Source organism: Streptomyces asiaticus, from assembly GCF_018138715.1.
Classification (GTDB): Bacteria; Actinomycetota; Actinomycetes; order Streptomycetales; family Streptomycetaceae; genus Streptomyces; species Streptomyces asiaticus.
Genome location: NZ_JAGSHX010000006.1, coordinates 9,807,335 through 9,821,234 on the forward strand (window position 1 = coordinate 9,807,335; position 13,900 = coordinate 9,821,234).

Below are 13,900 nucleotides of genomic sequence, written 5' to 3' on the forward strand. Positions count from 1 at the left end.
CGCCGGGCGCCGGGACCGCCCGCGCGCCGCCGCCGAACCGCTCCCCGGGGCGCCGTCGATCCGCGTCCACGCGTCGGGCATTCTGGTGAGGTCGGCGTGAGGGAAAAGGGGAGCAACTGTGGTGGACGAGTGCGGCCATGAGCCCCGCGACACCCCGGTGTCCGGGGTCTTGCCCCAGTTGCGGCTGGATGAGCTGCTGGAGGGTCTGCAACAGCAGGTGGCGCAGGTGCGGTCGGCACGCGACCGCATCCACACGCTGCTGGACGCCGTGCTCGTGATCGGCTCCGACTTGGAGCTGGAGGTGGTGCTACAGCGCATCGTGGAGTCGGCCGTCAGCCTGGTCGACGCGGAGTACGGGGCGCTCGGGGTGCTGGGCGAGGAAGGCACGATCAAGCAGTTCCTCACCGTCGGCATCGACGAGGAGACCATCGCGGGAATCGGTCACTACCCGCGCGGTGAGGGCATCTTGGGGCTGCTGATCCGCCACCCGGAGCCGCTGCGCCTGGCCAACCTGGCGCGGCATCCCTCCTCCGTGGGTTTCCCGTCCGGGCACCCGCCGATGACCAGCTTCCTCGGCACCCCGATCAAGGTGCGCGAGCAGGTCTTCGGGAACCTGTACCTGACCGACAAGCAGGGCGCCACGGAGTTCGACGCCGACGACGAGGCGGTGCTGCGCACCCTGGCCGCGGCGGCCGGTGTGGCGATCGACAACGCTCGGCTGTACGACGACGCCCGCCGTCGGCAGCGGTGGCTGGCGGCGAGCAACGAGCTGACCCGCAGTCTGCTGTCCGGGACCGAACCCGCCGCGGTCTTGGAGTCCTTCACCGCCACCCTGCGGGAGATGGCCGGCGCGGACCTGGTCACCCTGGCCATCCCGGTCGGCGACAGCGGCGAGCTGGTCATCGAGGCCGCCTCCGGACCGCGCGCGGAGGATGCGCGCGGTCTGGTCCTGGGTGCCGCCACGCTGGCCGCGAAGGTCTTCGCCTCCGGGGAGACCATCACCAGCGACGCGGTCAGTGCCGATCCGCGCGCCACCGGTGGCAGCGCCGCCGTCGTGGAGCTGGGCCCCGCGTTCCTCGTCCCCCTCGGCACCCGCGACCATGTGCGGGGCGTGTTGCAGGTGGCCAATGTGCCGGGCGGGCCGGTCTTCACCGACGCCGTCATCGACATGGTGATCGGGTACGGCAATCAGGCGGCGCTGGCGCTCGAGGTCGCCGAGCACCGGCAGGACGCCGATCGCATGCTGGTCCTCAACGACCGTGACCGGATTGCCCGCGATCTGCACGACCTCGTCATCCAGCGGTTATTCGCCGGGGCGGCCTGGCCAACCTCCAGCAACGCGCCGAGGAACTGGGCGGCTCCTTCTCCCTCCGCCCGAACGAGCCGAGCGGCACCGTCGTGGAATGGGCCGCGCCGCTGCACGCCGCCCCGTGAGTGGGGGCGAGATTTCAGGCTCAGCGCAGCGCGTGGACCACGGAGTGGAGCAGTGCGAAGAGCTCCGGCGGTGCGAGGCTCGAGCGGCTGGACGTACTCGGGTGCCTCGACCGCGCCTCCGCGCCATCCACGCCGAGAGCGCTCACGGCTGCGATCCCCGCCGCGGCGAGCGTGGACCGGCGGCTCAGGACGGCTGAGGCTGCGGCTCCGTGTCCTATGGGCGGCCGCCGCTGGTCCGCACCACCCGCATGCACACCCGCCGGGAGAAGTGGCCACGGCGGGAGACGGTCGACGGCGTCCGCCACGTGTGGGTGCGGGAGCTCTGCCGGTCAAGGGTGCGTGCGATGCTCGTCGCATCTACCGCGAGGAAGCCGACCCGGACTTCGACGGAGCGACCGAGGCGGGCACCCCCTACTGCGCCCCGGGCACCCCCGGCTGTGACGCCGACTACGACTACGCCACCCGGCCGCCCGACGCGTTGCTGCCCATCGGCAGGGACTCGGACGTCTACGCCCGCATGGTGCGCCAGGCCGGTCGGGGCGCGCTGCTGCGCTACTACCGCGTCGAGGACGGCACGCACGTCGACTCCCTCGTCGACACCTTCCCCGACAAGCTGCGCCCGATGGTCCCCTGCCACCGCTCCGCCTTCGAGGCACTGGAACGGTGGCTGGCCGGAAAGGGCCGCCCCCCGGCGGACCACACGGTCCGGCGCCCGGCCGACGCGGACCCCGCGACACTGCTCACGAGCTGCCCGCTGGACTAGCGGCCTCCGGGCGGCCTGGCCGCGGTCGGGGCGCACCGGGAAGCGAAATTCGTCGCGCAGACCCTCAGCGCGGTGCTGTGGGAAAGCCACGCGCGGAGGCGCAGACTCGCTGTCGCGCGCGGCGGTGACTGTCAGCCGAACCAGGTGGCCTGGAGCATCACGATGCGCTTGCCGCGCCTCGCCCGCCCGGATGAACGCCTTCTGCATGTCTTCGAAGCCGCGGGAGATCCCCGTGCCCCGCTGCCCGGTGCCGACGCGCCGTGGACGGCAGGGCAGACTGTCGGCGGGCCACGCGGTGACGAGGCGCGGCGACGAGACCGGGAGGGGACCGATGACCGGCACGTCCGCCCACCAGCACTCGGAGACAGCCGGACCGGTACACGTCACCGTGTGGGAGGACGGTGGAGCGGGCCTCCCATCCGTCGTCCTGGTCCACGGGATTCTCACCTGGGGTGACGACGAGCAATACGGCTTCGCGGCGCAGCGCCCGCTGGCCGACCGGCACCGGCTGCTGGTGATGGACCGCAGAGGTTACGGGCGCAGCCCGGACATCGCGCGCAGCGACTGGTCGATCGATGCCGAGGACATCGTCGGGCTCCTCGGTACCGGGGCCCATCTGGTCGGACACGCGTACGGCGGCGTCAGCGCGATGGCCGCCGCCGTACGCCGTCCCGACCTGGTCCACTCGCTCACCCTGATTCAGCCCGGCGCGCTGCGGCCCGCCGAACGTCACCCGGTCGTCGCCGAGGCGCTGGCGCGGGCCCGCGCGGCCACCGCCGCGCTGCCCGAAGACCTCACGCCCAGGAGTTCCTGAGCGCGGCTACCGCATCGGTCGGCATGGCGACACCGGAGCCGACGCCGGCGAGCCGCTGATCGCCTGCGCCGACCATGTCGCGGCGGCGATCGGAGCCGACCACCTGATCGTCCCCGGCTACTACCCACACACGCAGCAGCCCGAACGAACCAATGCCGCACTGCGGGAGCTATGGGACCACGCCGAGCGAGCGTGACCGCTTCGTGGAACCGCCGGCCGAGAACACGGAGGGCTCGTGATGAACCACAACCTGGCCGCGCTGACGGCCGCGACCGCCTTCACCTGGTTGGGCATGGTGGTGGGCATCTCCCTGCTGGAGACGCCCCTCAGATTCCGCGCGCTTCGAGCAGATGTCGAACAAGACGCGGAAGCCACTCGTCTGGGCCTGGGCATCGGCCGACTGGTCTTCCGCGCGCTCAACACCGCCGAGGCGGTCCTCGCCGCTGTGATCGTGGTGACTTCAGCGTGGCGCCCGGGGGCGGCCGGGAGTGGATCTGGACCCGCCGGTTCCGCTGCGTCTAGCCTTGGCCACGACCTGACGTCCCATCATGTGGCATGAGCGGGGCCGTCGTCGTGACCTGTCGTGATGTCCCGTGCCGTGCGCCATGGGTGCGTACGGCCGGTGACCGCCGCCGCTCGCCCAGGAAGCGCTCTCTCATGACGACCACCCCCTCCGCGGCGCCCGACATCCTCTCCCCGGAGTTCGCGGCGGACCCGTACCCCGCCTACCGGACCATGCGCGAGGACTTTCCACTGATCCACCACCACACGACCGACGGCTACATCATCTCCCGCTATGAGGATGTCGCCCGGGCCTTCAAGGACCCGGTGTTCACCAGCCACAACTACGACTGGCAGATCGAGCCGGTGCACGGCCGGACCATTCTTCAGATGGACGGGCGTGAGCACTCCGTGCGTCGCGCGCTGGTGGCGCCCGCCTTCCGCGGGAAGGACTTACGGGAGAAGTTCCTGCCCGTCATCGAGCGCAACTCCCGGGACCTCATCGATGCCTTCCGGGACGCGCCGGAAGCCGATCTGGTGGGACAGTACGCGACCCGCTTTCCGATCAACGTGATCGTCGACATGCTCGGGCTGGACCGGGCGGACCACGGCCGGTTCCACGTCTGGTACACCTCGATGGTCGACTTCCTGGGCAATCTGAGCCAGGACCCCGAGGTCGCGGCGGCGGGGCTGCGCACCCGGGACGAACTCGCCGCCTACATGATCCCGATCATCCGGGACCGGCGCAGCCACCCGGGTGACGAGCTGCTCTCCGTCCTGTGCACCGCCGAGATCGACGGCACGCGGATGAGCGACGAGGACATCAAGGCGTTCGTCAGCCTGCTCCTCGCGGCGGGCGGGGAGACGACGGACAAGGCCATCGCCGGTCTCTTCCGTAATCTGCTGGCCCATCCGGAGCAACTGGCGGCCGTGCGCGAGGACCGTACGCTCATCCCGGCGGCCTTCGCCGAGACGCTGCGCTTCACGCCTCCGGTGCACATGATCTTCCGTCAGCCGCGCGAGGACGTGGAGGTGAGCGGTGGCACGATTCCGGCGGGTGCCACCGTCACCTGTCTGATCGGGGCGGCCAACCGTGACGAGGGCCGTTACGCCGATCCCGACACGTTCAACATCTTCCGCGAGGACCTGACGACCGGCAGCGCCTTCTCGGCCGCCGCGGACCATCTGGCTTTCGCGCTCGGGCGGCACTTCTGCGTGGGGGCGCTGCTGGCGAAGACCGAGGTGGAGGTGGGCGTCAACCACCTGCTGGACGCCTTCCCGACGATGGCCTTCGCCGATGGTGAGGCCCCCACCGAGACAGGGGTGTTCACCCGGGGCCCGGGCTCGCTGCGGGTGCGGTTCACCCAGCGGGCCTAGGCGCGGGCCGGGGATGGGAGCTCCAGAACGGCGGCTCCCGGAGTCCGTCCGGGTCAGCGGAAGGCCGTGTGCCCGGTCAGGGCCTGGCCGAGTGCGAGGGTGTGCATCTCGGATGTGCCCTCGTAGGTGAGGACGGACTCCAGGTTGTTCATGTGGCGGATGACCGGGAATTCGAGGGAGATGCCGTTGGCGCCCAGGATCGTCCTGGCCGTGCGGCAGATCTCGAGTGCTTCCCGTACGTTGTTGAGCTTGCCGAGGCTGATCTGCGCCGGGTGGACACCGTCTGCGGAATCCTTGAGGTCCGCCAGCCGCATCGCGGTCATCGTCGCCTTGTGCAGTTCCAGGGCCATGTCGACCAGCTTCTGCTGGGTGAGCTGGAAGGCCGCCAGGGGCTTGCCGAACTGCTCGCGCCGGGCCGCGTAGTCGGCGGCTGTGCGCCAGGCCGAGCGGGCCGCGCCGGTGACGCCCCAGACGATGCCGTAGCGCGCCTCGTTCAGGCAGGTGAGCGGGGCGGAGACGCCCTGGGCCCGGGGCAGCGCCGCGGATGCGGGCAACCGGACGGAGTCCAGGACGAGTTCGCTGGTGACACTGGCCCGCAGGGACATCTTGTGCTTGATCTCGGGTGCGCAGAAGCCGGGGGTGTCCGTGGGTACGACGAAGCCGCGGATGCCGTCGTCGGTGCGCGCCCAGACGACGGCGACCGCCGCCACCGAGCCATTGGTGATCCATGTCTTGCGGCCGTCGAGGATCCAGTCGCCACCCTCGCGCCGGGCGCGCGTGCGCATCGACGAGGGGTCCGAGCCGTGGTCGGGTTCGGTCAGGCCGAAGCAGCCGATGGCCTGGCCCGCCGCCATACGCGGCAGCCACTGGTCCTTCTGTTCCTCGGAGCCGAAGCGGTGGATCGCGAACATGGCCAGGGAGCCCTGTACGGAGACGAAGGAACGCAGGCCCGAGTCGCACGCCTCCAGCTCACGGCAGGCCACCCCGTACGCCAGGGCGGACATGCCCGCACAGCCGTAGCCGTCGAGATGCATGCCGAGCAGGCCCAGCTCTCCGAAATCGCGGGCGAGGTCGGCCAGGGTGGGGAGCTCGCCCTGTTCGAACCATCCGGCGATATGCGGTTCCACCTTGTCGGCCAGGTAGTGGCGGACGGTGTCGCGGACGGCCCGCTCCGTGTCGGTGAGCAGGGACTCCAGGCCGAGCGGGTCGACCGGGTCGATCGGGCCGAGCGTGGTGGACGCCATGGTCAGGCTCCTCGCTGGTGTGGGCGCGGGTGTGCGTGCGGGGTCGGGTGGTCGAGCAGGCGGGCGATCTCGGCCTCGCCGTAGCCGAGTTCGGCGAGTACGTCGCGGCTGTGCTGGCCGAGTGTGGGCGGGGCGGTGCGCATCGGTGGGCGCTCGCCGCGGAAGGTGACGGGGAAGGCGATCTGCCGCAGCGGTCCGATGGCGGGGTGGTCGACGTGCCGGAGCATGCCCAGCGCCTCGGTCTGTGGGCAGTCGTAGACCTCGTCGAGATGGCGGATGGGGGTGACCGGGATGCCCTCGCTCCCCAGCAGGGCGCACCAGTGGGCCACGGTGTCGTCGACCAGGACGGCCTGGAGCTTGGCGTTGAGGGCGGTGCGGTTCGCCACTCGGTCGCGGTTGGTGGCGAACCGCGGGTCGTCCGCCCATTGCGGGTTGCGGAGCGCCGCGCACAGCCGGCGGAACAACGCGTCGTTGCCGACCGCGATCACGAAGTGTCCGTCGGCGGCCGGGTAGGCCTGGTACGGGACCAGGCTCGGATGGCCGGAGCCCAGGCGCCCGGGGCGTTCCCCGGTCGCGAAGTAGCCGGTGGCCCAGTTGATGTGCAGGGCCAGCTGGGACTCGTACAGCGAGGTGGTGACGTACTGCCCGTGTCCGGTGCGCTCCCGTTCGACGAGCGCGGAGGTCACCCCGATGAGGCCGAAGAGGGCGGCGGACAGGTCCCCCATCGCGTATCCGGCCTTGACGGGCGGGCCGTCCGGCTCGCCCGTGAGCGACATCAGACCGGCCGACGCCTGCGCGATCATGTCGTAGCCGGGTTCGTCGCGCAGCGGTCCGTGGTCGCCGAACGCCGAGATGTGCAGCAGCACCAGGCGCGGGTAGCGGGCGGACAGGTCCTCGTAGTCGAAGACGCGCGCGAGGGAACTGCCGGGGCGGAAGTTCTCCACGACCACGTCGGCGGTCGCCAGCAGCCGGTGGACGGCCTCCTGGCCCAGGGGCGACTTCAGGTCCAGCGTCACCGAGCGCTTGCCGCGGTTGGCGGCCAAGTAGTACGTCGCGTCGGGGCCGTTGAAGGGCGGGCCCCAGCCGCGCGTGGGATCGCCGCCGTCGGGGTGTTCGACCTTGATGACGTCGGCACCGAGGTCGGCGAGCGACATCGTCACATACGGTCCGGCCAGGATCTTCGACAGATCGACGACCTTGATCCCGGCGAGCGGGGCGGGCACGGGCTGCTCAGACACGGGCGGCCTCCGTCGCCTCGTACCCGGCGCCGGGCGCGGGGACCACGGCGAGGGGCACCCGGCCGCCGTCGGCGACTTCGGCGAGGTGGTCCAGCGCGGTGCGGGGGAGGGCGTCCGGGTCGTCCAGCAGGGCGAGACAGGCGTGGGCGACCAGGAGCTTTCGGCCGTTTCCGGTCGCCTCGGCCTCGTACTCGGCCTGCTCGAAGAGGAGCGTGGCCATGACGGTACGGGCGAGTTCCTCGGCGTACCGGCCGATCCTCATCTCCGCTTCCTCCCCGGGGAGCTCCAGCAGCCGGTCCCCCTTCTCGCGCAGCGCCTTCCAGCGGTCGGCGAGGCGGCCCGCGAAGCGGTCCGTCCCGTAGGTGTCGGCGAGGGTGTGGTGGGCACCCCGGCGGCGCATGCAGCGCAGCACATCGAGCGCGATCACGTTCGACGCCCCCTCCCAGATGGAGCCGAGGTGGGCGTCGCGCAGCAAGCGCGGGTTGACCCAGTCCTCGATGTAGCCGTTGCCGCCGCGGATCTCCATCGCCTCGCCGGTGACGGTGCGGGCGCGCTTGCACAGGGAGTACTTGGCGAGTGGGGTGAGGACGCGGATCAGGTCCCGGGCGGCGGTGGACCCGTTGTCGGCCTCGGTCAGACGGGCGGCCGCCTCGAGCACGAGGCCGAGCGCGGCCTCCGCGTCGACGACCATCGGCAGCAGGGTGGCGCGCATCAGGGGCTGCTCGAACAGCGGCTTGCCGAACACCTCGCGGACGCGGGTGTGGTCGATGGACTCGCGGACGGCGCGTCGCATCAGAGCGGTGGCACGCATGGCGTTGGAGAGCCGGGAGACATTGACCATCTCGGCCATCTGGCGGAATCCGCAGGTGAGTTCGCCGACCGGGGTGGCATACGCCTCCTCGAGGGAGACCTCGGCGCTCGCGATGGACCTCGAGCCGAGCTTGTCCTTCAGACGGTCGATACGGATGGCGTTGCGGCTGCCGTCCGGGCGCAGCCGCGGGACGAGGAACATGCCGAGCCCGCGCGTGCCCGCGCCCTGCCCGGGGACGCGCGCGAGCGTGAGGATCACATCGGCGGCCGGGTTGGAGGCGAACCACTTCTCGCCCGTGAGGGTCCAGTGGGTGCCGTGGTCGGTGGCGAGGGTCCGGGTCAGGCCGACGTCCGTACCGCCCTGCCGCTCCGTCATGAACATCGCCCCGGTGGCGCGGAGTTCAGGGTCGGTGGAGGACAGCGCGGCGATCTCGCCGGCGTACCGTTCCGGGTCGAACAGGCGCAGCACACGGGCGGCGGAGTCGGTCATCGACAGCGGGCACGCCATGCCGAACTCCGACTGCACGTACAGATAGGAAAGGGCGTACTTGACCGGATGCGGGACCGGGGTGGGCCAGCCGTGGACGCCGGGGCGGTGCGACATCGCGGCGAGGCCGAACCGCTCGTACGCGATCGAGGCCACCCGGTCGTGCGCCGGGTGGTACTCGATCTCGTCGACGCGTTCGCCGTCGGGGGCGTACTGGCGCAGCTTCGGCGGGTTGGCGTCGGCGAGCGCGGCCTGCCGGTCCAGCTCACCGGCGGCGAGCTCGCCGAGCTCGGTGAGCAGCGGCTCCACTCGGGCGCGGTCCTCGGCGGACAGGATCCGGTCGAGCAGCGGGCGCAGGGCGGGGTCCTGATCGGCGTAGTTCACAGATGGGTCTCCTGTGTCGGGTGAGAGGCGGCTCAGACAGGTGTGGCGGCGCGGGCGGCGACGGCCGGGGAAGGTTCACCGGTGCGGGCCAGCAGGGGCAGCACGCCGAGGAGGGTCACGGCGGTGTAGCCGAGGCCGAGACCGACGACCGGCCAGATCGAGCCGGAGGCGGTGAGCAGGTACTGGGCGGCGATCGGTGCGGTCCCGGCGAAGAGCGTGGTGCACAGCTGGTACGACAGGGACATTCCGGTGTAGCGGACCTCGACGGGGAACACACGGGCGAGGATGCCCGCCAGGGCCGCGTAGTACATGGCGTGCGGGAAGGTCGCCAGCCCCATCCCGAGGACGGCCAGCCAGAAGTTGCCGGTGGCGCAGAGCACGAACATCAGCGGCAGGACGACGAACTCGGGCACGAGCATCCACAGCACGGCCTTCTTCACCGGCCACTTCCCGGCGAGGACGGCGCCGAAGGGCTGGACCACGACCTGCACCACGAGGGCGAGGGAGATGACGGTCAGAAAGGTGGTGCGGTCGAAGCCGATGTCGGAGGTGGCCCAGGAGAGCGCGAAGGTCGTCTTGATGTAGGTGATCGCGACGCCGGCCGTGCCCGCGAGCACGCCCAGGGCGACGAGCAGCGGATAGCGGGTGAGCACCACCTTGATGGGCAGCCTGGCGGTCTGCCCGCGTTCCAGGACGGCCAGCATCTCGGGGGTCTCCGCCAGCCGCAGCCGGATGACCAGGCCGATGGCCACGAGGACGGCGGAGGCGAGGAAGGGGACACGCCAGCCGCAGGATTCGAAGGCGGCGTCCGGAAGCCTGGCGATGGCGAGAAAGGCGAGCGTCGCGAGGAGGTAGCCGACCGGGGAACCCTGCTGGGCGAAGGCCCCGTAGAGCAGCTTCCGCTTCGGCGGGGCGTACTCGGTGGCGATGAGCACCGCGCCGCCCCACTCCCCGCCCATCGCGACGCCCTGGACCATGCGCAGCAGGACGAGGAGGACCGGGGCGGCGGCGCCGATCTGCGCGTATCCGGGCAGCAGTCCGACGCAGAAGGTGGCCGTGCCCATCATGACGAGCGTGGTGATCAGGGCCTTCTTGCGGCCGTGGCGGTCGCCGTAGTGGCCGAATATCAGGCCGCCGAGGGGGCGGGCGAGGAACCCGACCCAGAAGGTGGCGAACGCGGCCAGTGTGCCGACCGCGGGCGGGATGTCGGCGAAGAAGACCTTGCCGAGGACGAGCGCGGAGGCGGAGCCGTAGATGTAGAAGTCGAACCACTCGATGGTGGTGCCGACGAAGGCGGTGATCCCGGCGCGCCTGGCGTCGCGGGCCGTGGGTGGCCGATCGGCGGGAGTGATGTGCTGCATGACGAGCGTCCTCTCGTAGCGGCAGATCTCGCCACGAGAGCGGGTGGAGGAGAGCGGTGCGGCCGCTCGGCGCCCCATCGCGAGATGGGCATCACTGTGCACCCGCCGTTTCAGAGGTGTCCAAGACCAATTACGCCCATCGGTGAGACGTCATCCGTCACAATCGACGGGCGATCGCCGCTATCCGTGGAAGTCCGCCGGGGTGGGCAGGACCCGGTCGGCGACGCGCAGCACCGCCGCCAGCGCGGCGGACTGGTTGCCCGAGCGCCAGCCCAGCGCGATCGGCAGCACCGGCACATCGTCCCCGGCCAGGGGACGGAAGACGACATGTCCCAGTTGGATGTTGCGCGCCGACTCCACGACCACCGCGAGGCCGACACCCGCGCCGACCAGGGCGAGCATGGTGTACGAATCGGGTGCCTCCTGAGCGATCCGCGGCGCGAACCCCGCCTCGTGGCAGGCCTGCATCATCGCCTCCCGCACCGCGGAGCCGCGGGAGAGCGGGAACGTCACGAACGGCTCCCGCGCCAGCTCGGCGAAGGCCACCTCGGCACGGTCCGCGAGCGGATGGCTGTCCGGCAGCGCCAGCTGAAGCCGCTCCATGCGGACGACCCGCGCGCCGATCCCGCGCCGTACGGGCAGCGCCACGAAGCCGAGGTCCAGCGACCCCTCGGCGATCCGTCCCAGCGCCTCGCCGGCATAGGTCTGGCCTTCCAGCACCAACTCGATACCAGGGTGTTCGGAGGTGACGGCACGCGTCAGCACCGGCAGGGCGGAGTAGCTGCTGGCGCCCGCGAAGCCGAGCGTGACGCGGCCGACCTCGCCCAGATGCGCCGCCTGCACGGTCCGTCGCGCGGCCGAGGCCTCGGCCAGCAGCCGCCGGGCGGGCTTCAGCAGCGCCCGCCCGGCGGCGGTGAGCTGCACGGACCGGGTCGTACGGTCGAACAGCCTGACCCCGAGGTCCCGCTCCAGCAGCCGGATCTGCTGGCTGAGCGGCGACTGGGCGATGTGCAGCCGGTCGGCTGCCCGCCCGAAGTGCAGTTCCTCGGCGACGGCGACGAATCCGGAAAGATGACGTAGCTCCACACACCCGACCATGCCATCCACACCGCTGCAAGAGAACTGACGCCACATCAAATTGCCGCGGTCGGGACCGGTTATCGGCAGAATTCATAACACCCCGGGAACACCGGTGTGAAACGAGTGTGAAGAAGGTTTCGGTTGGGCTGTCCCGGCAAGGGGGAGCCCCATGAGTTACCCCCATGACCGCATAGCGGATAACAGTCAGTACAACACCGATGGAAATCGTCCATACCATGCCGACCCGGTCGGCTATCCCGCTCCCGCCAATCAGCGCCGGGCGGGCAATCGAGGGGGTCTGGGTGCAGACAGGACAGCGCTGGTCATTCACACCGTCGCAGACATTGCCGCGGGTTTTCTGGCGTTGTGGATCCTGCTGTACATGCTCGACGCGAATCAGGCGAATGTCTTCGTCGACTTCGTGCACGGTGTAGCGGACTGGCTCGCCGGCTGGTCGCAGGACATCTTCACGATGGACACGGAATCGGTGCGGGTCTTCTTCAACTACGCACTGCCCGCGGTGATTTACCTGGCGATCGGCCACGGTGCGGCGGCCTGGGTGCGACGGCTCTGACTCCGCAGGCTCGGCGGCCGGTACCCCTCCTCGTGCCGAGGGGTGCCGGCCGCCGTCGTGTTGGGGCGGACCATGCGGCTACCAGCGGCGATGCCCCGTGCGGACGACGTCGGCGCCGGGGGTCGGCAGGGGGCTGGAGGAGGGCGCGGGCGGATAGCGAGTACCCGCCCGCGCCACGCGCCCTGCTGTCCCTGAACCCGGGGGGGGGACCGGAGATCGACCAGGGAGGGCGCGCGCCGATGACAATCGGCAGTACTTACAGCGCCGTACCGTAAACGCGTGTTACTCCTGGGCCATTCTCACCCGGTGCACCCCCGTCCGAGCGTGGCTGAGTAACACGATCCGCGCCCCCGGCGCTGTAGGTAATGGAGCCGTCAGCACCGCTGTGGAGTGGTGTGTAGAGCCATGCCCCAGCCGCATGCGGCAAATCCCGGAACGTCAGCACACGAGAGCTGGAGGCCCACCGAGAGCGCACCTAGATAATGTCCGAAATGCAGAATGGTCGCAAGGCCTTCACATTCACAGTCACAGCTGATGGGAAATATCGGCTGTGCGCTTTTCGCTGCCCGCCCTAGTTGTGTATCGAATTGGAAACACTCCGAGGCGCATGCCCTCCGCCATTTGCGTTTCAGTCGGGTGAGGAATGCACACTGTCGGGCATGCACCCAAGGACAGACAGCAGAAACCCCGACTATGCGCGCCCCGCTGGATGGGGAAACACCGCGCCGGGCGCCGACGGCCCGTACCCACCGGATGACTTCCCGTACGAGGAGCACGGTGGCGGGCACCGCGGCAGGCCGCACCGCCGCCGTGGCAGGACGGTCATACGCGTCCTGGTCGCCCTGGTCCTGGTTCTGCTGGTCGTCTCGGTGGCAACGTACTTCTGGGCCGACTCCCGGCTGCGCAAGGAAGTCGACCTCAGCAAGGTGGTCGACCGCCCCGGCACGGGGGAGGGCACCAACTATCTGATCGTGGGATCCGACAGCCGCGAGGGCATGTCCGACCAGCAGAAGAAGGATCTGCACACGGGCTCCGCCGACGGCAAGCGCACGGACTCGATGATGATCCTGCACGACGGCGCGTCCGGCCCGACACTCATATCGCTGCCGCGCGACTCGAACGTGTCCATCCCGAAGTTCCGCGGCTCCGAGTCCGGGAACCTCAAGGGCCCGCTGGGCGACAACAAGCTGAACGCCGCGTACTCCATCGACGGCCCACAGCTGCTGGTCCGCACCGTCGAGTACAACACCGGCCTGCACATCGACCACTACGCGGAGGTCGGGTTCTCCGGTTTCGCCAACATCGTGGACTCCATCGGCGGCGTCGACATGACCCTCGACAAGGGCTTCAAGGACAAGTGGTCCGGCGCCGACTTCGAAGCGGGCGAGCAGACGCTGAACGGTCGGCAGGCACTCGCGTTCGTCCGCACCCGGCACGCGTTCGCCACCAGCGACCTGGAGCGCACCAAGAACCAGCAGAAGTTCCTCTCCGCGCTGGCCGACCAGACCGCGACGCCCGGCACGCTCCTGAACCCCTTCAAGCTCTACCCCACCATGGGCGCCGGACTCGACACCCTCATCGTCGACAAGGACATGAACCCCTACTACCTGGCCAAGATGTTCTTCGCCATGCAGGACGTCACCGGCAGCGACGGCAAGTCGATCAACATGCCGATCTCCGGCAGCGTCGGCGGCAACCTCCAGTGGGACAAGGCCAAGGTCAAACAGCTTGCGCAAGAGCTCAGGAACGACGACCCGGTCACCGTGACCGACACACAGTGACGGGCGATGGGGCAGCGGCCGCTCGATGAGCGGAGTGGGCCGGAGCCGTCGC

General features: G+C 70.2%; 10 protein-coding genes and 1 pseudogene. 6 read left to right on the forward strand and 5 right to left on the reverse strand.

The genetic code is table 11. The annotated features are described in order from the left end of the window. Window positions 1-118 precede the first annotated feature (118 nt). The 4 genes and pseudogenes from KHP12_RS52115 to KHP12_RS49125 all read left to right on the forward strand — a co-directional run bounded on the left by KHP12_RS52115 (window position 119) and on the right by KHP12_RS49125 (window position 4,889). Window positions 119-2,197 (forward strand): GAF domain-containing protein, encoded by a 2,079-nt coding sequence (locus KHP12_RS52115; protein WP_244202842.1) that lies wholly within the window; start codon window positions 119-121, stop codon window positions 2,195-2,197. A 331-nt stretch (window positions 2,198-2,528) separates the two neighbouring features. Continuing rightward, a pseudogene (locus KHP12_RS49115) lies at window positions 2,529-3,207 on the forward strand (alpha/beta fold hydrolase). Between the two features lie 42 nt (window positions 3,208-3,249). Next, complete coding sequence (locus tag KHP12_RS49120) at window positions 3,250-3,570, forward strand: hypothetical protein (RefSeq protein ID WP_372455287.1); 321 nt, start codon at window positions 3,250-3,252, stop codon at window positions 3,568-3,570. Between the two features lie 98 nt (window positions 3,571-3,668). Further along, window positions 3,669-4,889 carry a cytochrome P450 gene (locus tag KHP12_RS49125; protein ID WP_086882163.1) on the forward strand — a complete coding sequence of 407 codons (1,221 nt, stop codon included), beginning with the start codon at window positions 3,669-3,671 and terminating at the stop codon, window positions 4,887-4,889. A 53-nt stretch (window positions 4,890-4,942) separates the two neighbouring features. Here the strand turns inward: KHP12_RS49125 and KHP12_RS49130 are convergent, their stop codons facing one another. The 5 genes from KHP12_RS49130 to KHP12_RS49150 all read right to left on the reverse strand — a co-directional run bounded on the left by KHP12_RS49130 (window position 4,943) and on the right by KHP12_RS49150 (window position 11,499). Beyond that, window positions 4,943-6,133: an acyl-CoA dehydrogenase family protein gene (locus KHP12_RS49130; protein ID WP_211834749.1), complete on the reverse strand. Its 1,191-nt coding sequence runs from the start codon at window positions 6,131-6,133 to the stop codon at window positions 4,943-4,945. 2 nt (window positions 6,134-6,135) lie between these two features. Next, on the reverse strand, window positions 6,136-7,371 hold the full coding sequence (locus KHP12_RS49135; protein ID WP_211834750.1) for a CaiB/BaiF CoA transferase family protein: 1,236 nt from the start codon (window positions 7,369-7,371) through the stop codon (window positions 6,136-6,138). Then, window positions 7,364-9,052, reverse strand: a complete 1,689-nt coding sequence (locus KHP12_RS49140; RefSeq protein WP_211834751.1) for an acyl-CoA dehydrogenase family protein — start codon at window positions 9,050-9,052, stop codon at window positions 7,364-7,366. The genes KHP12_RS49135 and KHP12_RS49140 overlap by 8 nt, the downstream gene beginning before the upstream one ends. 32 nt (window positions 9,053-9,084) lie before the next feature. Further along, window positions 9,085-10,413, reverse strand: coding sequence for an MFS transporter (locus KHP12_RS49145; protein ID WP_211834752.1), 1,329 nt, complete (start codon window positions 10,411-10,413; stop codon window positions 9,085-9,087). 180 nt (window positions 10,414-10,593) lie between these two features. Beyond that, on the reverse strand, window positions 10,594-11,499 hold the full coding sequence (locus KHP12_RS49150; RefSeq protein WP_086882173.1) for a LysR substrate-binding domain-containing protein: 906 nt from the start codon (window positions 11,497-11,499) through the stop codon (window positions 10,594-10,596). 163 nt (window positions 11,500-11,662) lie between these two features. Between KHP12_RS49150 and KHP12_RS52120 the strand changes: the two genes are divergently transcribed. Continuing rightward, complete coding sequence (locus KHP12_RS52120) at window positions 11,663-12,067, forward strand: hypothetical protein (protein WP_246643307.1); 405 nt, start codon at window positions 11,663-11,665, stop codon at window positions 12,065-12,067. 659 nt (window positions 12,068-12,726) lie between these two features. Continuing rightward, window positions 12,727-13,848, forward strand: coding sequence for an LCP family protein (locus KHP12_RS49160; RefSeq protein WP_086882168.1), 1,122 nt, complete (start codon window positions 12,727-12,729; stop codon window positions 13,846-13,848). The last annotated feature ends 52 nt before the right edge of the window (window positions 13,849-13,900 follow it).

Coding starts and splice junctions, on each gene's coding strand:
- KHP12_RS52120 (WP_246643307.1), top strand. CDS start 11,663: ATGAGTTACCCCCATGACCGCATAGCGGATAACAGTCAGTACAACACC.
- KHP12_RS49145 (WP_211834752.1), bottom strand. CDS start 10,413: ATGCAGCACATCACTCCCGCCGATCGGCCACCCACGGCCCGCGACGCC.
- KHP12_RS49125 (WP_086882163.1), top strand. CDS start 3,669: ATGACGACCACCCCCTCCGCGGCGCCCGACATCCTCTCCCCGGAGTTC.
- KHP12_RS49160 (WP_086882168.1), top strand. CDS start 12,727: ATGCACCCAAGGACAGACAGCAGAAACCCCGACTATGCGCGCCCCGCT.
- KHP12_RS49130 (WP_211834749.1), bottom strand. CDS start 6,133: ATGGCGTCCACCACGCTCGGCCCGATCGACCCGGTCGACCCGCTCGGC.
- KHP12_RS49120 (WP_372455287.1), top strand. CDS start 3,250: ATGAACCACAACCTGGCCGCGCTGACGGCCGCGACCGCCTTCACCTGG.